Source organism: Anabaena sp. UHCC 0253 (genome assembly GCF_009712085.1).
In the GTDB taxonomy this organism is placed as follows: Bacteria; Cyanobacteriota; Cyanobacteriia; order Cyanobacteriales; family Nostocaceae; genus Dolichospermum.
Map to the genome: position 1 here is coordinate 12,685 of NZ_VILD01000018.1, position 20,252 is coordinate 32,936.

At 38.9% G+C, this 20,252-nt stretch carries 18 protein-coding genes, 1 tRNA gene and 1 pseudogene; 5 read left to right on the forward strand and 15 right to left on the reverse strand.

The features are described from left to right. The coding region (locus FJR38_RS26820; RefSeq protein WP_174764142.1) for a hypothetical protein at positions 1–1,607 on the reverse strand (1,607 nt) is incomplete at its 3' end. Between the two features lie 732 nt (positions 1,608–2,339). On the opposite strand from FJR38_RS26820, the pseudogene FJR38_RS26825 reads away from it, so the two are divergent. Beyond that, a pseudogene (locus FJR38_RS26825) lies at positions 2,340–4,365 on the forward strand (FAD-dependent oxidoreductase). Positions 4,366–4,628: 263 nt separating this feature from the next. After that, entirely contained in the window at positions 4,629–5,891 is a 1,263-nt protein-coding gene (locus FJR38_RS26830) for a family 10 glycosylhydrolase (protein ID WP_254449605.1), read from the forward strand. 186 nt (positions 5,892–6,077) lie between these two features. On the opposite strand, the gene FJR38_RS26835 is transcribed toward FJR38_RS26830, so the two are convergent. From FJR38_RS26835 to FJR38_RS26845, 3 genes are all read right to left on the reverse strand, one after another. Beyond that, positions 6,078–7,163, reverse strand: a complete 1,086-nt coding sequence (locus FJR38_RS26835) for a site-specific integrase (protein WP_168540600.1) — start codon at positions 7,161–7,163, stop codon at positions 6,078–6,080. A 26-nt stretch (positions 7,164–7,189) separates the two neighbouring features. Next, positions 7,190–7,654, reverse strand: a complete 465-nt coding sequence (locus FJR38_RS26840; RefSeq protein WP_168540602.1) for an ASCH domain-containing protein — start codon at positions 7,652–7,654, stop codon at positions 7,190–7,192. Between the two features lie 99 nt (positions 7,655–7,753). Beyond that, on the reverse strand, positions 7,754–7,969 hold the full coding sequence (locus tag FJR38_RS26845) for a hypothetical protein (RefSeq protein ID WP_168540604.1): 216 nt from the start codon (positions 7,967–7,969) through the stop codon (positions 7,754–7,756). Positions 7,970–9,098: 1,129 nt separating this feature from the next. On the opposite strand from FJR38_RS26845, the gene FJR38_RS26850 reads away from it, so the two are divergent. The 3 genes from FJR38_RS26850 to FJR38_RS26860 all read left to right on the forward strand — a co-directional run bounded on the left by FJR38_RS26850 (position 9,099) and on the right by FJR38_RS26860 (position 13,076). Continuing rightward, the gene (locus tag FJR38_RS26850) at positions 9,099–9,419 is read left to right on the forward strand and encodes a hypothetical protein (protein WP_168540606.1); all 321 of its coding nucleotides are present in this window, start codon (positions 9,099–9,101) and stop codon (positions 9,417–9,419) included. Between the two features lie 271 nt (positions 9,420–9,690). After that, positions 9,691–12,831, forward strand: coding sequence for a DUF3854 domain-containing protein (locus tag FJR38_RS26855; protein ID WP_254449606.1), 3,141 nt, complete (start codon positions 9,691–9,693; stop codon positions 12,829–12,831). Positions 12,832–12,839: 8 nt separating this feature from the next. Next, entirely contained in the window at positions 12,840–13,076 is a 237-nt protein-coding gene (locus tag FJR38_RS26860; protein ID WP_168540608.1) for a hypothetical protein, read from the forward strand. Between the two features lie 45 nt (positions 13,077–13,121). Here the strand turns inward: FJR38_RS26860 and FJR38_RS26865 are convergent, their stop codons facing one another. The 11 genes from FJR38_RS26865 to FJR38_RS28905 all read right to left on the reverse strand — a co-directional run. Next, complete coding sequence (locus FJR38_RS26865) at positions 13,122–13,448, reverse strand: hypothetical protein (RefSeq protein ID WP_168540610.1); 327 nt, start codon at positions 13,446–13,448, stop codon at positions 13,122–13,124. An 11-nt stretch (positions 13,449–13,459) separates the two neighbouring features. Next, complete coding sequence (locus tag FJR38_RS26870; RefSeq protein WP_168540612.1) at positions 13,460–13,936, reverse strand: hypothetical protein; 477 nt, start codon at positions 13,934–13,936, stop codon at positions 13,460–13,462. Positions 13,937–13,939: 3 nt separating this feature from the next. Continuing rightward, the gene (locus FJR38_RS26875; protein ID WP_168540614.1) at positions 13,940–14,170 is read right to left on the reverse strand and encodes a hypothetical protein; all 231 of its coding nucleotides are present in this window, start codon (positions 14,168–14,170) and stop codon (positions 13,940–13,942) included. Continuing rightward, positions 14,170–14,748, reverse strand: a complete 579-nt coding sequence (locus tag FJR38_RS26880; RefSeq protein ID WP_168540616.1) for a hypothetical protein — start codon at positions 14,746–14,748, stop codon at positions 14,170–14,172. Before FJR38_RS26880 ends, FJR38_RS26875 begins: the two co-directional genes overlap by 1 nt. A 94-nt stretch (positions 14,749–14,842) precedes the next feature. After that, positions 14,843–15,664 (reverse strand): hypothetical protein, encoded by an 822-nt coding sequence (locus FJR38_RS26885; protein WP_168540618.1) that lies wholly within the window; start codon positions 15,662–15,664, stop codon positions 14,843–14,845. 1 nt (position 15,665) lies between these two features. Then, positions 15,666–17,684 (reverse strand): hypothetical protein, encoded by a 2,019-nt coding sequence (locus FJR38_RS26890; RefSeq protein ID WP_168540620.1) that lies wholly within the window; start codon positions 17,682–17,684, stop codon positions 15,666–15,668. Then, a complete protein-coding gene (locus FJR38_RS26895) occupies positions 17,681–18,526 on the reverse strand; it encodes a collagen-like protein (RefSeq protein ID WP_168540623.1) in 846 nt (281 codons plus the stop codon). The genes FJR38_RS26890 and FJR38_RS26895 overlap by 4 nt, the downstream gene beginning before the upstream one ends. 1 nt (position 18,527) lies before the next feature. Beyond that, a complete protein-coding gene (locus FJR38_RS26900; protein WP_168540625.1) occupies positions 18,528–19,115 on the reverse strand; it encodes a hypothetical protein in 588 nt (195 codons plus the stop codon). 36 nt (positions 19,116–19,151) lie between these two features. Beyond that, positions 19,152–19,511, reverse strand: a complete 360-nt coding sequence (locus FJR38_RS26905; RefSeq protein WP_168540627.1) for a hypothetical protein — start codon at positions 19,509–19,511, stop codon at positions 19,152–19,154. Positions 19,512–19,640: 129 nt separating this feature from the next. Then, a tRNA-Phe gene (locus FJR38_RS26910) sits at positions 19,641–19,713 on the reverse strand. Positions 19,714–19,793: 80 nt separating this feature from the next. Further along, positions 19,794–20,252, reverse strand: a 459-nt coding sequence (locus FJR38_RS28905) for a metal ABC transporter permease (protein WP_254449607.1), incomplete at its 5' end; no start/stop codon positions are given.

Here is a 20,252-nt window from a genome sequence, read left to right on the forward strand (position 1 = left end):
AATTCTTCCCCAGACTCTTCTAAATTCTCAATAATTTGCTGTTGTCGCTGTTCTGCAACATTTTGTAATTTTTCTAGTTGTTGAGAAAATTCAATTTCTAGCTTTTGCAAATTCTTCAGAATAGTAATTTGCTGTTGTTTTACATCAGTTTGTAAACCGGAAAACTGTGATGTAAATTCTTCCCCAGACTCTTCTAAATTCTCAATAATTTGCTGTTGTCGCTGTTCTGCAACATTTTGTAATTTTTCTAGTTGTTGAGAAAATTCAACTTCTAGCTTTTGCAAATTCTTTATAACAGTAATTTGCTGCTGTTTTACATCTGTTTGTAAACCGGAAAACTGTGATGTAAATTCTTTACCAGACTTTTCTAAATTCTCAATAATTTGCTGTTGTCGTTGTTGAGCAGCATTTTGTAATTCTCCCAGTTGATGAGAAAATTCAACTTCTAAATTTTGTAAATTTTGCAGAACAGTAATTTGCTGTTGTTGTACATTTCCACCAGACTTTTCTAAATTCTCAATAATTTGCTGTTGTTGCTGTTCAGCAGTATTTTGTAATACTACCAGTTGCTGAGAAAATTCACCTTGTAATTTAGCTAAATTGTCAAGTAATTGATTTTTTTGAACTTGAGTATCAGCTTGTAAATCAACAACTTCCGACTTAAATAAATTATTGAGATTTGCGATATTCTCTATAACTATATCTTTCTGGTTTTTAACATCTAGTTGTAATTGAGATAATTCAGTAGTAAACTCTGATTCTAATTTTGCTAATTTATCAAAATTATCAGCTTTTTGTTGTTGAGATTCTGACTCTAAACCATCCAAATGAGATATTAAACCAGAACGGAATTCTTCAATATCATTAACAGCGATATCTTTTTGGATTTCTACCTCAGACTTGAGTTTTGTAAACTGAGAAATTAAATCAACTTCTAACTTTTTAATATTGTCAATTGTAATTTTTTGCTGTTGAGCAGATAAATTTAATTGTTCTAATTGAGTATTTAATCTAAACTCTAAATTACTAATATTCTCTTGAGCAGACTTAACCTCAATTTCCAAAGCTGTTAAAAACTCTTGTTTCGATTTGGGTAAATCAGATAAAAGAATAGATAAATTTTCTTCCTCCCCTTGAATCTTTTGTCTAAGTGTACTAACTTCTGATGCTAATTCCTGACTAGTATTTTGAGATTCTTTGATCAGTTTTATGGCTTCTGATTGCACAGTAGTTAGTTGAGTTTGCAAATTTTCAATTCCTTGAACTTGTTGCATTGCTCGTTCGACAATTTCCCGAATTACAGTTCGACGAAAAAACCATAATATGGCAATTAAAGCCACAGGAAATAAACTTAAAATAGTTAACCAGATATTGAGCAAAGTATTCGTGCGAGCAAAAGCACGTTCAAAATCAGATTGTATTTGCTTTTGAGTTCGGTTTTCCTCTCGCAGTCGTGTTAATTCTTCCCGTTCCTGATTTGATAGTACCTGAGCTGTAGCAGATGGTACAATGTCTCCACCGATAAAAGCTGTTGACAGCAGTAAGGGTGACAGAAAAATGGCGCTTTTTAAAGCTAGATTTGAGAATATGGGGTTTTTGTTCTTCATAACAATTTTCCCTATCGGGTGGTTAGTTTTTGAAGCGACGGGCTTATATGCCATCTATGATAGATGATTGGTGTAAGGTTACTAGATGTGATGGTTTTTTCGATATTAACAGATTTATGGAGAGATATCCGCTATTCAAGGATGACAGCATGGAAAAATCAAAGAGAGAACTTCTAGAAGCTAAAGGTTGGAAAGTTGGAACAGTCGCATAATTTCTGGAATTAACTCTAGAGGAAGCAGCGTTAGTAGAAATTAAATTAGCTCTTATTCGCAGCAGCAAGAAAAAGGAAAAGTTTTAGTGGCTGGTTGTGGTTAAAGATGGAATAGTTTAAAATGACTATAAATACCATCTAAGAGTTAAAGTAAATTCTGTGCTGGATTATATAACAGCAAATCTACCAAGGGAAAAAATGCAGGTAATTCTAACTTACATAATGGAAGATGGGATCAAGCTTTTCATCCCAAAGGTAGAAATAAAAGAACTGTTTAGGAAGTTCCTTATTTATATAAAGTTACTAAGAACTTATTAATAAATATTCCGTGAATATATCAGGACTAACAGAAAATCTCTCTCTTACACTCTTCTCTTCGTGTTCTATCTCTTCGAGACGCTCCGCGAACGCTCCTTCGTGGTTCATTTTTCCTATCTGTACTTAGCTCCTACTAACAAAGAACCTTTCCCCACAACTACCGTCTACAATTTGACGTAGTAGTTTACAGAGTGCAGAAACCATGAAACGTAGACACAAAAAAGGCTTGCAAACGTTCATCAGCTTCAGCCTTATTACCTCCTTCCTCACTCCCTATTCCGTCACCGCTACCCCTCCACGCACCCCAGATCAAACCGTCAACTGTGAGATTCTGGTTGTTGGTGGTGGACTCTCAGGAGTGGCTACAGCTTACGAAAGCTTACTTGCAGGACGCACAGTTTGTTTAACAGAAATAACCGACTGGTTAGGAGGACAAATCTCCTCCCAAGGAACATCTGCATTAGACGAAAGACCAACTCAACGAGCAAAACAATTCTATTCTCGCGGATATTTGGAATTAAGAAACCGCATTGAACGCAAATATGGCAAACTTAACCCCGGTGACTGTTGGGTAAGTGACTCCTGCTTTCTTCCTCGTGATGCTCACAACATCATGACACAAATGCTTAAAGATGCCGAAAAAAAGGGTAAAGGCAAATTACAATGGTTTCCCAATACAGTCATTAAAGACTTAGAAATTAGTCAAGATGGCAAAATCATTAATAATGCGATCGCTATTCAACATCAACCAGCAACAGGTTCACCACTTCTAAATACTAATCCTTTATCTCAAATCATTGAAGACGCATATAGCTATCAAAACTCCTCACGGTTGAACAAAAATATTATTCGTTTTCTGCCCCAACAATCTAAAAGCAATACTTCCAAATGGTACGTTATAGACACAACTGAAACCGGAGAAATCATTGCTTTAGCAGATGTTCCTTATCGTCTAGGAATTGATGCTCAGTCCTATCTTGAACCTTCATCTTCTAGCACTACAAATGATCCTTACTGTACTCAAGGTTTCACATATACATTTGCAATGGAGGCGACAAAAGAACCACAAAGTCAAACAATGCCCCCATTTTATTTACAATATTCACCATATTTTAGTTATGAATTAAAACGATTAGCAAACTTTGATTTGGTCTTTACATATCGCCGGATTTGGAGTCCCCAGAAAGGACAACCAACTACATTCAATGGTGTTAAATTTACCGCACCCACACCAGGGGATATTTCCATGCAAAACTGGACTTGGGGTAATGATTACCGTCCAGGAACATCTCAAGATAATCTCATTTACACTCGTCAACAATTAGAAAAATCTGGACAATTAAAATCAGGAAATTGGCAAGGTGGATTACGTACAGAAAGCCTCCGTAAAGCTGAAGAAAAAGCATTTTCCTATTTTTATTGGTTGTATGGAGGAATTACAGATTCCCAGTTAGGAGCAGGTGTCAAACAACCGCAAACAAATATCCGTTTTTTAACAGGTTTAGATTCACCTATGGGGACAGTTCATGGTTTATCTAAATACCCTTATATGCGAGAAGGAAGACGGATTATTGGCCGTCCTAGTTGGGGACAACCAGAAGGTTTTGGAATTTGGGAAATTGATATTTCTCGTCGTAATTATAATGATGAATATTACCGGAAAAATCTGCCAGCAGATATGTATCGGAGGTTAACAGCAGCCTTAGCGGGATTGGAAGCACCATCTGTAATTTCGGGTCAAATTTCTCCAGATCAAGTTATGAGAAGAACTCGTTCCACGATTTACCCTGATGCTGTGGGTATTGGTCATTATGCCATAGATTTCCATCCGTGCATGACAAAAAGCCCCGCAGAAGCACCTGGTAATACTGAACGCGCAGGAGAAAGAAGGGGTGCGGGACAAGCTTATCCGTTCCAAATTGCCCTAAGAGCCATGATTCCCCAAAAAATTGATAATCTGTTGGTTGGGGGGCAAAAGTATTGCTACCAGTCATATAGCTGCGGCTGCTTATCGAGTTCATTCCTTTGAATGGTCTTCGGGTGCTGCTGCGGGAACTGTGGCTGCTTTTGCACTAAAACAAAATATTGCTCCCTATCAATTAGTTGATGATTTACCTAAACAAGAACCGCAATTAGAAGTTTTAAAACGGCTGTTGGCACAAAATGGTAATCCTACAGCTTTCCCAGATACTTCTATTTTTAACGAAAATTGGGATGATTGGCGGTAGGTAAAATATTTTCAGGGTTTACAATGTAAACCCTAATTATCTGGAAAATTCAGAACTTAACCTGTATCTCATTACATTACAGCCGTTTTCGTTTATCGTAGACCACAACCTGAATTAATATATTTCTTCCTTTGTATTTTTGCTGGAAATTTTAATGACAATGTGGTTTATTTATCAGAAAATGACTGTAATATATTCCATCGCTATCTAAGTTTTTAGAACTTGTATATGCAGCGATATTACCAGTTAATTATTAGATTACTATGCCGCCAAAAGCAAAAGAACCAAAAGGATGTGGATGCGCCAATATTCCATTTTCTCTAATTATCGTTATTTTGGGAAGTGGTTATTGGTGGTTTAGCCAAAAGGGAAATTTAGATATCAGCAAAATTTTATCTCAAATACAACAAATGACTATTCCAATCTTAAATCCCACACCAGTTAATTCTCCAATCCCCACAGCTTCTACTTCTATATCTGCTACTATTTTTCCTCGTCCTACACCAGTTAATTCTCCAATCCCTACCGCTTCTATATCCAGCACTACCAATATTTCTCCTAGTCCTACACCAGTCGCAATCAAAACAATTACACCTAAAAAAACATCCTTACCTCTCAATCCTTGGGAGAAAAAAGTTATTAGGGGCATTTATTTAAGTCGCTACAACATCACTAATAATGCTAGTGAAAAAATGATTCGGGAAAGAGTTCGTTACTATCACTCTCAAGGATTTAATACTATTATTCACGGTGTTTGGGGCAATGCTTGTACTATGTATAATAGTAAAGTTATGCAGCAAACTCTCGGCTATAAAAGTTGTCCAAACTTATTTCAAGACCAATGGCTAGATTGGCTGATTGATGAAGCACATAAACAAGGAATGGAAGTTCACGCTTATTTTGAAAAAGGAATTAAAATAGATAAAAATAGCCCAGTTTTTGATTTAGCTATTGCTAATAAATGGATTGTCCCTGGTGTAGATAAAACTTATTCTGGTATAGATCATTATGTTCTTGATGTAGAAATTCCTGAAGTTGCTAATTTCTTTAAGAATATCTTAGTAGAGTTTGTGCAAAGGTATCCAAAAATTGATGCTGTGCAATGGGATGATTATCTAGGCTATCATGCTGACTTACCAGGTAAAGTAGATCGCACTGCTAAATTGACTACTTTTGTTCAGCAAATGATCACTGGGATGAAACAAGCTAACCCAACTGTTAGTTTTGATATTTGTCATCATAATCCCTATTGGGCTAAACGATATTTTGCGGCTGATTGGCAAAAATGGAATGTTGATAGAGTATTTATTCAGGTTTATAATGATGCTAATTTTCAAGAAGAACTAAATTATGTAAAAAATTCGGCAGGAATTGCTATTAGCGATAAACAATTTCACAGGTTAAAAGAAGTAGTAAATAACCCTGTAAATCAAGAGTGTTTTAAGTTTTTCCTGAATCTGGAAAGCCAGAAGAAACAGCTTCTAAACTTAAACAAGTTGATGATGAAATCAGTTGGCTTACCCTAACTAAGGCTTGCTGATAGCGTAGTGACTCATGATTGGGCGCAAGGCCTGCGTCCCTAATAGCAAACCCTATCTCATGATTTGGTTTGCGTAAATAGTCAAAATCTAGGCAAAATTTTGATTAAATTTCCGAAACGTATGCCAGGAACGAGACTTGAACTCGTGACACGAGGATTTTCAGATATTACTTCATTGATTTTTACTAAGAATTTTATCGAAGGCCGCTTTATGAATTTTGGCTGAAATCCAAGTGTGGTAAATTTCTGAATGAATTTTCAGGGAATGTCCCATCTGTTGAGCTGCTAAAGAAATGTCTAGTCCCTCATTCAAGGTTCTAATCGCCCAGGCGTGCCGTAGGTCATACGGTTTAAAGGGTAAATTACATCTTCTAAAATGCTGGGTAACGGAATTTCCAATGGCAGCGTTTGACCGATCGCAATTTATCTCAGGTAGACTGGCGACGGTTAAATTAAACTTATTTACCCAATTGGTATGGAACGGGTAAACCAGCCGATATCCAGTTTTGCCCTGCAATACCTCTATATAAAATTCCCCTGATTTCAGCCCGTCTAATTTCAGGAAGAATACTTCGTGTCCGCGAAGTCCGTAAGTAGCGAGCATCCCATATACCCACTGCCAAGAGGGATTTTTAATATTTAGATACCATTCCTCTATGGTTTTATCGTCTGGCAGTGTCCGAGGTTTTCGTTTTGATGATGAGTAGTTGCCTCTATATTTTTTAAAGTCGAAGTCAACGCCCGCGAAATCGCAGAATACTTTTAGGGTTTGACAATATCGTTTTCTAGTTCTGGTATTAGCTAAGGTTTTGGGAATTATTTGCTTAATGATTTCCTTGGTCAAAATTTCAGTAGCAGGTAGATGTTTCAAAACCTGCACGTACTCAGTCCTCCACGTATCTTGAGTTGTTAAAGTGTCGCCTTTACTCTCAAAGTAATATTTTTTAAATGAAACAATCCAATCTCCAATTGTTGTGGGGTGATCAGGCATTTCTAACCAATCACCCCAATTAAAAGTATTAGCGTCCAACTGGACGCTAATTTTCTTGGCTGTTTTTTCGGCTAGTTTTAAACCTTCGGGGTTAACCGACGACATTGAAATTCTTTGCTGGGAATGCTCAAATTTTCCGCTATTAGGTTTAGGTGGAAATATCCCACGAAGATACAAACGTTTCCCTATTACCTCGATCCGTATGCCACAGTAGTTGTTTTTTAATCTTCCGTTAGCCTCTCTAAGTCGCTGTTCAATGTCACTCATTTTCAATCCTATAATCCCTGTAAAATCTAATCCAAACTGTCGTGAGCAACATCAAATAATCCCTGTTTCCCCTGAACTGGGAATGGGTAGCTCAACGGCGTGATGTTATCAAAAATCCATGCAAATCTTCCTTCTTCCCAGTTCCCAAAAGCTAATTCAACTTTCGACTGTTGAGAAATTAATTGAGGTGTCATCACTTTGCAATCTTTTAAATTAGCGATACATAGAGCCATCCCCAAGGGAAGATCGTCGTATTCAAAAAATCTGAAATCAGGATGATAAATTAACTTTGATGAGCTTACAGGAAATAAATCATACAAAATAGGTCTGATATTGTTGTAGTGAAATTCCTTGAGATATTTATCCTTTTTCTTTGCGCTACAAATTAATATTTGCCCGCGGTAATTTGTGTTCCAACTACGAGTTTCTACCCATTTAACTCTTTTCTCTATCAAAGTTGCCCAAGGCTGCCACAAACTTAATGCTTTCATGATAAAAATACCCCTGATGACAGGGGCAACTAATATATTTACTGATGTGGTACTAAGTCGAATATCTTGTCTAGTTTGCCGTCTAAAAAGCCAGTATTGTTATTGTTGTTTGTTTAACTCTTCAATCAATTCATCAGCTTTTTTAACTGCCATTTTTGCTGCTTCAAAGTGCATAAATTCAGCATTAGCCATAATTCCTTGCAATGCCATAGCGGCAAAATATTCTCTTTTAGTCAGCCCTAGAACTTGTCCAATGCGATGCTCATCGTAATAATTATCTTCGGGGAAGACGGGGTCATCTTTTTCGGTGTACATTTTTTATCCTTGGGTTGATTGAAATGGTTATTGATGTCCATCCAAATGGAAAGTTGTGGTCAAATTACTCATCTTCCACTACCTCTAAAATCTAATATTTTCATGGCTATTTTTTAAGTTGAGGATTGATGCAAAGTGTGAAACTGAACCATCCAAAAGGGAAGTTTTTAGTGGATGTTCCATTAGAGTAGAGGGTCATTGTCCACCACTTCAAATAGATTTCTCCATCAGCGGTTACTATTATTCTCATGTTGGTTCAATTGCTTGTAAGCCAGAGGTACAGAATCAATGGGTAAATCAATAGGATTGATATTCCGAGTGTGACAGAGAGGCATGGATGTTTAATGGCAAATGCTATTAATTCCGATAAGGTTTCCTCAAGTAAATCGCTAATCTTTCTAGGTGATTTTATCATCGGTAATTGTTAATTCTTCCTTCTCTGGTTAGTTGCCTGAATTCCTTACGGTCTACCAATCTGTATTGCTCCGTGTACTCAACTTCTCCTTCTTTAATTAATATTCTCTCTAACCAAAATGCGTTTTTGTTTACTTTTTCGTCGATTCGGTAAATGTCTTTCGAGTAGTCTTGCATAAGTTGTTAATCCTGCTTGGGTATCCACTCGTAGCTACTACTAGTAATTATGAGGTCATGCAAATCGTAGAAGCAGTCAGGGCAAAAATATTGCCCTTATCCCACTTCAAGAACCAAAGCTTACAGTTTTCACAGCAGTAATAGTCAGGGTCGTGTGTCATAAGCAATTAATAGGAAATAGTGGATAGGGAATTGATCAGTTTTTTATTTAGTTGTTTTAAATCCCATCCCTCGCGCTGGTTTTGATGGGTGGTCTTGCTCCGAGATCGCAATCAAGTTTTGCTAGTGGTAATCACAAAACTTAATTAGTTGGCTTATAGAGTCCGTCGGCTGAATTTGGCGTAAATCTGGCAGGTCGTTGGTCTGAAGGCTGCCATCTCTCCAAGGTTAGATATTTCACCAAGTTCAGGAGGGAGTGCGTCAACATTGCTACTTTTGGTAACTTGTGACATTATCATCTTAGGAAGATGTTGCATTATTGTCAAGTTCTTCCTAAGATATTCTACATAGGTTTTTGGTATTCTATAGAGGAAAAGTAATGAGGCTCATCAATGAAAAAGTCAAAACACCGGGAGAACGGGGAAATCAAGAGAAATATCAGTGTAGGCGTAACAGAAACTGCGATCGCCGGACTGGATGCAATGGCAGAAATGGCGAACGTCAGTCGGTCACATCTAATAGAGATGATCGGACGGGGGGAACTTCCAGTGGCGATGTTATCACCGCAATCACTGGGGGAATCCTAGAGCAACTGATTCTTGAGTCCAAAGATGAGCTGACTAACTCTGAAGCTAGAGTTAACCAGTTGCATGACCGAATTAAATTACTTGAATCCTTGAAAGCTTCCTTGGATATATAACCATCGTCATTAATTTGGCGGTGGTTTTTATTTGAGGAAAAGATATATCCAAAATATATTTTTTCCCCAGCTATAAAAGATAGGTTTCATCCACCACCATCCACCACCACCTTATACAGTAAGGGTTTCATCCACCACCCAATCCACCACCCAATCCACCACCCAATCCACCACCACTCACAATCTTTGATATCTATATCTAAAACTCAAACCTTTTGAGTATCCCCTTCTAGTCCTGAACCGTATCACTCAATTCAAGTAAAGGTATAATATGACTACACGCAAAAAAAATGGGGAAGCGCCAACTTCACCCACAACAAAAAATATTAAATCTACTACCATTGTAGCAGAGAAAGAGCCTGAAACGCCACAGCCACAAGAGTTAGCAGCCAATTTGGCAGTAACAAACCAGAACAGATTTACTGATTTAAAAGATTTCTCAAACTTCATAACAGACTCATTTGTAGATGGTAGTGGGATAGATATAGTATTGTTTACCGATTGCGTCGAGTTTCACGAGTCCGTCGAGTGGACAGATGGTATGGACGCTGAAACTCCCATTCATGATGAACTGGGATGGTACTTTACCCGTTTTGGACATCAGTCAAAGGAAACTATTTACGCCGCATTTCTAAGAAATGAAGATGGTAGCTTGTGGCAGGCGATAGTCAGCATTTGGGATGAGGACCGTCAGCGTCCCTACAAATATTTAGCTCCAAAAGGAAATGGCGATCGCGCATTCTTGCCACCAGTCCCCAAGTCAATTAGAAAAAAGATAGCGTCTAGATACGGTATAGATGTACCAATGGACGGTAGTTTCTGGGATTGGGTGAAAGATGCCAAAGTTCCCAGAATAGTTACAGAAGGCGGGAAAAAGGGACTAGCGGCTTTATCTCAAGGCTATGTGACTATTTCCCTCTATGGCTGTCGGTGTGGTGCTGGTAAATCTAAAGATGACGACGGCATAAACCTAGAACCAAACCTTACCACTGACTTAGAACGGTTGGCAGTAGAAAATTCTATTTGGCTACTGGCCATGGATAGAGACGACAAGCACAAAGCTAAGTTAGCAGTAGCTAAAGGCAAAAAACGTCTAACAGAAGCCTTGAAAATTGCCAACTCATCATACATCGAGGATATTGTTTGGAGAACAGAACAAGGTAAAGGCATAGACGACTTGATTGTAAATTCTGGAAGTGGAGCATTTGACCGCGCCTATTCTGATGCTGTGGCACGACTAGAAAAATCATTCAAATCTGGCACTCCACAGAATAGCGAGCCGGAAAAACATAAAAATCCGCCGCCGGATCAAATGGCTAAAAAAATAGCTGAAGATTACCGTCACATGATTAGTTTTAATGATGAAACTAAACTTTGGATGAGATATGAAGCTGATGCTAATGGTGTTTGGTCGCCAGAATCAAATGAATTTATGGAGGCAGTAATTTACAAGATTTTAGACACAGAAGGAGCGTATAACTTTGGGGCAGATTATGTTACCAGCATTTTAAAATTACTTCGCCATGAACTTATTGAACGGCGTTGGAGTGAAGTTGATTCCCGCGACTTTTTACCATTTTCAAATGGTGTGCTTGAAATTGCTACTGGCAAATTACATAAACACGCCCCTGGATTTAAGCTTACATGGAGTTTACCAAGAACTTATTCCGAAGTTGCTAGTAGTTGGGATAATATCAATAACTTTCTAGAACACTTATCAGATGGTAATCCTGACATCAAAGAATTATTAATTTGCTACTGTAACGCCGTTATTAAGGGGCGCTACGACTTGCAGAAATTTATGCACTTAATTGGGTTAGGTGGAACAGGGAAAGGGACGTTTACCCGATTAGTAACTGAATTAATTGGTGAACAAAATACCCTTGTGACTAATTTACCAGTTTGGTGTACAAATCAATTTGAAGGCGCTAACGCTTTTGGTAAAAGATTGGTAATTTTCCCAGAGGAAGACCCGTTCAAAGGGTCAATTGGTAGATTTTTAAGCTTAACAGGTGGCGATAAAGTTCGAGCCGAGGAGAAGCGAAAAAAATCATTTAACTTTGACTACAAGGGGATGACATTAGTTTGCTCAAACTTCCCAATTTTTAGCGGTGGCAGTAGCAGCCGCGCTAAACGTCGGACGATTACAGTCCCTTGTAATAAGAGAGTTATTGAAACTCAACGCCGCGAATTATCTAGGGAGTTTGAACCGGAATTATCAGCTTTTACTAATTATTTACTTTCTCTGACAGACGCTCATGTAACCGCAGTTCTCAGAGGCGATAAGGAAATTGTTACTTGTACTTTGGAGTTCTGGGATAACCAGATGAAGGGGGATTCTGTCAGTAGTTGGATAAATGACTGCATTATCTATGACCCTACCGCATTAACCCCGGTAGGGAATGACCGGAACGAAGGGAACAACGGCACACCATACACTTTGTTTGGTTCTTACATTCGCCATTGTCTAAATTCCGGCGGTTCTCCAAAATCTAGCAGAACTTTTTCACCTGACCTAATTGAAACTTGCCAGACAATCTTAAACTGGCCAGTTCAGAAGGAAATTAATAAAAGAGGTAGTTTTATTAGGGGTTTGAGGCTTCGTGTCGCCGGGCTTGATGAGGACATACCAACTTATGATCACTGGCTAAATCAGAGAATATCAGCAGGTGATATTCCAGATGATATTCCGGTGGTGGTGGATGGTGGTGGATTAGGTGGTGGGTCAGGTGGTGGGTCAGGTGGTGGGTCAGAAGCCTTACCAGTCAAGGAAGGTGGTGGAAGTGGTGAGTCAGCCCTATCCTTTACGGCTGGGGAAAAAGATATTTTAGATATATATCTCGAACCACAATCTGATTTACCTGTTAGTAGTACGGAAGTAGTACAACCGGAATATATTTTACCTGAAGTTAACGCCGAACTTTTACGACTAGCTCTATCCGCTAAAGACTGGAATCAAATCGAGGAACTGGGTAAATACTGGGCGGATAACTTTGGTTCAGAATATCGCCGACTTGTATGGGATGCTCTCACTCCCAAGGAACGCGAGGCTATCAGAAATCTCAAACCAGGTGATATAAAAGCAGTTCCCGGACTCCCTATTTTTGAAGTAGGTAATGTAGTCGTAGCTTTCGGAAAACTTTTCAAAATCACATCTCTTAAACCCAGAAATAAATTAGAGGGATATTTTGCTGGTGAAGTTTCTCCGTCAGAGGTCAGTTTTGCTGATGCTCGCGCCTGTTCTCAGTCGAAGTTACTAGATGTTAGAGAAAAAGATTCAGTCTCTGTGACAGTAGGCAAAGACAAGGGGAAAACTTTTAAAATCACATCACTTAACGGAAATGAGATTTGGTGTAAAGGTGGTGGTATTTCTCCCAAGTCGTTTTATGCTCATCAACTTCAAAAAGTTTAGGAGATTTTATGACTAGTCCATGGCGGTTGTCGGCGCGATCTGCAATTCAAAGTGCGATCGCCTCAGTAGAAGATAAATCTGATTTGAAGGCAATTAAAAAAGCCATTGATTCCTCTTACCCCTTTGGAACAAGAGGAATGCACCCCTACAAAATCTGGCTAGATGAGCGGAGGGAACATTTCATATTATTGGGAATAAAGGTGAGACCTCTTAAAAAAGTAAAGCCGCAAAAAATAAGGGAGTGAAACTTTATGTCCCACCCCCCCGGTCAACTGAAATTATTCTGATCATCATTTTCCGAGGTTGTCTAACCTATCTAAAATCACCTTGTAATCAATTACGTCGTCAACTTTTCGCTCCAACCGCTCAAACTTAGCACCAAATCTTTTTCCCTGCCCAGCAACTTTTTCCTCTAGAGAATTCCTGCTCGACTGTGATTCCTGTGCGAGTAGGGATAAATTTTTATCTAGTGCAGCTATGAGTCGATCATGGCTGTCTTTTACGTTATCTATGGCTTTGTAGAGCGCGTGTTTTTCCCCAGCGGCCTTCCAAGTAAAGGCAATTGCCAAGGGGAGTTGCGCGATCGCCAGTTCCATTAAATTATTTAAGCTACTCATATATTAAGAATCTAAGGATTATTTGCTGTTAACTGGTCCAGCTTGAAATTAATATTTGCGAATTCCTGAACCAATAAAATATTTTCATCCGTTTCGTCGATGCCCGTATACTGCCAACACTGAAGGCTAACCGACTTGAACCATTTAGGGAAGTAAAACTTTAAGGAATATTGAGCCGATATTTTAGGGAAGAATAAAGTCGTGATTTTATCCAAGTAAATAGATTTTGGCTCGCTAGCTGCATCTGTGTTTCCCCCTACCGTTAGCCCTGACTGAAATCGTTGTTCACAATACCCCCCCCATCGCCAGTTTTTACCATCGGGAATATTTGTCGTCACATAGCAGGCAATAATACTAGACTCTAGGAAAATAGCCGATTCCAACGGGGGGATAGGGATATAAGTATTTTCTGAAAGTATCCCCGCAATAGAGGAAGAATTTATAATTAGCTCCCAATTCTGGGCGTTAAATTGTACGATCCGTCCCATAAATCAGAATCCCACAGCGTGAGCGTTGTCGTTCGCACAAATCAAAAAATCATCAATATTGACTTGAGCCAGTTCCAAGCAATCCAGGAAATCTTGAAAAGAGATTTTGGACTTAAGGAAACTATCCTTAGCTAAATTAGCTAATTCTTCCCGCCTAATTAAATCTGATATTTCATCATCACTAAGATTTGATGTAGTGATGATGTGAATTCCCAACACATCATCGCTAATCATTAATATTTTTCCGGTTTAAAAGTTACGCTTTTATTCCCCGCTGAAGCTGCTACTTGAGAAAGTATAAAAGCTTTTTGCTGTCCCCAAGAAGGGTTCGCGGTAGTTCTCCCCACGGGAAAAGTGTAGGATGCGTTCGCCTTCGTTTTGTAAGACTCACCCGTAACCTTGCTAACCTTGGCAGAGGTTGTAGTCCCGGTCACATTTCGGCAGATTGCTTTTGCCGGAATAAACCCAACGGCTTCCTTATCGGTATTTTGCAATGTGGTATCTACACCTAATTCTGCTTCTGTGAGTCCAAATGTCCCATACTGCCCAACGGCTCTGGCAGATATAACCGTTCTCAACGCTGTAGTATCGGTGGGAAGTAATGCAAAAGGTTTAACCACCACTACATCAATTTCTCCAGGCTTGGAAGCCGCGTCACGAACATAAGATATTTTTTTTTGTTTCGCTTTGTATTGTTGATAATTACGCAAAGGCGTTCCAGCAGGTGCGTCCGGTGTCGGGGTAGCTTCGTCCGCAGATGTCGGTCGCAGGTATTTTAATGCAGCATCTAAATTATTAAATCTTTTAGCCATTTTTTTGTACCAAGTGCGAAGTATATCCCCAGTTTAAATGAGAAAAATAGGTATCCTTTTCGCACCAAATACTATAGTAATTGGCAAAACTTTTTTAGGAGACAGATAACCGTTGTATGACCTGCTTTAAGGCAACACCTGGAGTTGATACCAGATTAATTACCTTTGCGCGTCCATGCAACAATAACTGAGCGTAACGAAATCTTACGTCAGCCGTTGGGCGCTTTATCGGCTTTGGTTGTGACTGTCCGTAAATGATTTGAGTACCTGTATTGTTAGGGTAACTACGAGTATTTTCCATATAGTCAGAGAAATCGTCACTAAATGGGTGTCCATTTATACCAAGAACAGCCTTTGTTATGCGTTCACCTTCAAACTTATTTTTTACTAATAGTCTCAAATCATACCCGCGATTTTTGTCGCGGTAATAGTAATAATATTTACCCTTTTCCCATACGAAAATCGGATTCCCGAATTCTCTTTTTATATCAAGAGCTAGTGCCTCGGCTTTGGACCGGGAATATGTCGCGCCCGTCTCGTTTGGCAGGACAAAACTAATTAACCCTCGCACCGGGCGAAGGCGATCTGCTATATAGGGGAATCTTTCCTGAAAATGAAGATGGACTTGGGGCTTAAATTCAACATTGGACTGGTATACATCAACTGGAGTGCCGTAAATCGGAGCTTGCAAACTTTGGGCATGTCCTACAGTTACCTCAAATAGCCACAGCCGCAGCTTCACCATGTCGACAGTGTCGTTATTTTTAATAGTGCAAGAATGGCGCAATTTTTCCTTGGTTGTGCCAACACTATCTACGGCTTGATTTTTAAAGTAGCTCGCGACGAGTTTATTGTGTTCCTTGAGGATCATATCCCTCAACAGTTTCCATTCATTAAAGCCTTGGGGAAGTGCCATATTATAAGTCTGCCTCTAAGTCTGATTCGCTCATAATCGCGCCCTCTGACACTACTTTAGCCAAATCATCCGCATCTTTTATCTTCTTGGCTTCAGGGATTTCTTTCCCTTGGGGGGCATCATCTTTTTGTTCAAGGCTATCGAATAACGCCGCCGAAGATGCCTCCAATTCTTCTTTTGAAGATTTTACGCTAAGTGGCTGTTGGGATACATTTTCTATGATGGATGCAGTTTCTTCTAAATTATTTAATTTAGTTAAAATAGGATTTGAAAAATTAGGAGTCGGGTTGAACCACCCGTAAGCGTTCCCCATTACTTCCCCCGCATCTTTTAAAGCATTTCCAATCTTTGATGTCTGTCCCGCAACTATCTGTAGAGCTTGCAGGGTAGTATCTGCCATATTCAGCATACTACTTAATAGATTTGCACTGGACTGATAAATCCGATTATATTTATTCCATTCTTTTTTAATTCCCGCCAAATTCTCAGCCCCTAGAATTGATTCTAAAAATCCGTTGATACTTCTTCCTATGAGGTCGGATAAGTTATAGGATTGATCTTCGCTATCCTTTAGCCCAAATAAATCCAATACATTCTGCATCGCTTGGATTAAAGTAGCAGCAATATTAGAGCTTAATTGAGTTGCATTGTGCAGGGTAGCAGCCAAGGTCAAAATGTTAATGGCGCGGTCTAAAACTTGATGTCGGGTGAATCTCAACATCCATCCAGATAGTCCCCCATTCTCGATAAGTCCTCCCATCTTTTGATTGATTGTATTTACTGTGCCTTGGATAAATACCGTGATACCTAAATTCGTCCGTGTTGTTGCATCTATCTGTCTTAATAGCGACAAATCAGGCGCTACATTAGTTACGTTGGTTACGTTTGTTGTCGAATATCTGTTGGTTACATTATTGTAAAAATTATTTATTGTTAGCATCGGATTGAATCTTCCTAATAGAGCTTTTATTCCATTAATAGCAGCCCAAATTAGTCCCACTTCAATAGCGAATTTAGCTATATCAGCAAGCATCTTAGGGATTTTATCAAGCAGTGGTTTTAGTTTCGCAAGTTCGCCAAAAACATCAGCTTTAATATTGTTTAAGGTTGTCGTTAATTGCTTTAATTTTCCGTCTAAATCGGTTTTTATGGCATTGATTTTAGTAGTGAGTGTTGTGTTCAGTTGATTTATTTGCTGCTGTACACTGTTGGCTAAGATTGTGAGTTGTTGCTGTAAGCTGCTAACTAAATTTTGCAATCCTGTAACTATATTTTCTAAATTCCCTAATCTATTTTGCAGCCTCAAGAGTGCGTCAAGTGTACTTTTTGTTAGAAAAGCTATTTCATTTTTTATGAATGCCTCAAGCCTCTGCATGGCTCGAAGTGCATCTTTCACTACTAAATTTAATTCGGACTCTATTCTCTTTGCTAAATTGATTGCTGTATCGGCTTTCCCTTCGGCTTTTACTGCTATTGTGGCAGCGCCCCTAGCATCATCTACAGCTTTTTTTGCAGTTGATAAAGCATCTCTAGCTATTTTTTCTATTTTGCTTAAATCGGATTTTCCGAGAAGTGCCACGGCTGCTGATATCGCCGCATTCAAAACACCACTAAGGAGTAAGGATAATATGATTGATTTAATTAGCCCTGGTAGCGCGAGGCTGAACCCCCCGAATAGTTTCTGTAAGGCTGTAATCATTCCCCATAACTTGCCATGTTCCACTTTATTCGCTTTATCTAAGGCAAATATTTCCGCTCTAATTTTTGCAATATCATATTTAGTTTGTGGATCGGGTCCACCAACCGGACCACGTTCCCCTCTATCACCTTTAAGACCTCTCGCTGGTGTCCCGCGCGCTTCTATGGCTCTAATTCTACTCCATAATCTATCTATTTCAGATTGCAAATCATTACTTGATCCGTAGTTGGGACTCCACCCAATCTTCTGCTGTAAATTATCAATCCCCTGATTGATTTTCCCATTTAAGCCACCTATTGAGGGGCGATTTGGTACGCTCATCTTGTGAAAATCCTAATAATGAAAGTAATTAGATTTGTCCCGAAAATAGTAAATTTATCAGCTGTTGCTACTAGTTGCAAACCGATTAAATCAAGTTGATTTATGTAGTTTTCAATAGCATTTACTCTTGGTAATAAGCTTTTATCATCCTCTCCCTTAGCGCCTTTATCACCTTTAAAACCGCGTTCACCAGTCAAACCTTTATCGCCTTTATCACCTTTAAAACCGCGTTCACCAGTCAAACCTTTATCGCCTTTATCACCTTTAAAACCGCGTTCACCAGTCAAACCTTTATCGCCTTTATCACCTTTAAAACCGCGTTCGCCTTTATCACCTTTAAAACCGCGTTCGCCTTTATCACCTTTAAAACCGCGTTCGCCTTTATCACCTTTAAAACCGCGTTCACCAGTCAATCCGCGTTCGCCTTTATCGCCTTTAAAACCACGTTCACCAGTCAATCCGCGTTCGCCTTTATCACCTTTAAAACCACGTTCACCCTTATCACCCTTATCACCTTTATCACCCTTATCACCTTTATCACCCTTATCACCTTTATCACCCTTTATTCCCGGCTTATTTGCGGCGCTTAATGCCCTCGTATTTACTAAATTTAGTAAGCTAAATAATTTATCATTCTCTCTTTCTAGCGAAGCTATCCTTCGCTGTAAATCATTAATCGAAGGTTGGAGTCCAGCTAAATATCCTAGTTTTTGTAATACTTCGGTTACAGCCTGAGAAATAATACTCGGCTTTTCTTGTTTGGGAATAAATTTATTATTTAAGGCTGCCACATCAGCGCGTAAGGCAGCTATTTCTGATGAAATCAAATCACAACTACTCATATTATTTTAATCCTCTAATCAATGCTCTAATGCCAGAAATACTGTTAAAAATATCGTCGCAAGGCAAACAACAATCGCCGCAATCAATGGTATTTGGGGGGCAAACTTTGAGGCATTCCACTGAGTAATTGCAATTAGCGAAGTTGCCGGAAAATATTTCCTCCTCTAAAGAATTAAAAATTTTTATATTCTTGCTAGAAGAAAAATAAATAATTTGTAAAACTTCAAACGAAATAATTTTATTTGGCCACGATACAGTGTAAATCGGATAATCACCAGGCTGGCATGACAAGGAAGCATTATTACTATCTATAATCCTAAGTCTTTGGAAAAACGGCTCGTTAGGCAAATTTGCATATTTTTGCAAATACATATTTATAATAGGCGCTCTCCTACGCAAATTTAGTATTGGAGAGAAAGGCATATTACTTCCATTCAAAGCATTAATTTTTATAGATAAATCAATCCGACTACAATTATCTGGGCTTGCATCACAAGAAATAGTAATGGGAGTACCAGTAAAACCCTGAATACTCCCATCAGGAAAAGTTACACGGGCCGTATCGCCAGCCTCACAATAGTTAGGCATAGAAAATATTTAACCGGGAATTAACCCGGCATTAAATTAATATTGAGTTGGGTCAATAGTTATACCTTCATCAATTTTCGCCAAATTGAAATTAAAGGGCTGGTCTACCCTGTAGCTGATGTTGTCTGTACCGCGTTGAATAAAGCTTGTAAACCCAGATTCTACGTAAATACTTTGATCAATATTTGCATCAAAATTTAATTGGGTTAAATAAATTTTAACCGTCACTAATAAAGCCACTAAATGCGCTTCTGCTGTAGCTGTAGCAGGAGTACCAAGCCCGGCGCTAACAAATACAGAGTCAGGGATAAAAAGTCCGCTACTTGGTGCTGGCTCTGCGCTTGCTAATCGAGTCGAGCCATCGCCAAGAATTTGAGGAATTGTAGGTTTAGCCATGGTGACAAATGATTATATTGTTATATATCAATATAATCATTAAATAAAAAAAAAGCCAAAGTTTTACCTAGATTTTGTAACCAAATAGTCAAAATCTAGGCAAAATTTTGATTAAATTTCCGAAACGTATGCCAGGAACGAGACTTGAACTCGTGACACGAGGATTTTCAGTCCTCTGCTCTACCAACTGAGCTATCCCGGCGCGGGCTTTTTTTATGTGCGCCACGATTACTTAATTTAGCGTAAGAGAAAGGATTTGTCAAGGGGTCTACAAAAAAAACTTTAGTTAATCTTGGTTGTCAATTTTATCCAGATAAAAACAGCCACGAATACCAAAAACTGTACAAAAACAATACTTGGTCCAGAAGATAGGTTAAACAAACCAGAAACAATCATGCCGGCGATACTGCTACTAGAGCCGACAACTACCGATAGAATCAAAAAGCGGCTGAAATGGTGACTCATGAGTTTGGCTGTAGCAGCAGGAATCACTAAAAAGGCATTCACAAGTAAAACACCAACAGCTTTAATCGCTACAGCAACGGCAAGAGATAGCAAGATCACAAACCCATAGCGATATAATTGTACAGGTACGCCTTGTACTTGAGCAACATCGGGGTTAAGGGTTAACAAAATCTGTTGATGCAGAGTTGATAATAAAAAAACGCTACTACCGATAAGTAACAGCAAAGTCAAAATTAAATCTGTGTTATCTATTGCTAAAATATCGCCAAACAGCAC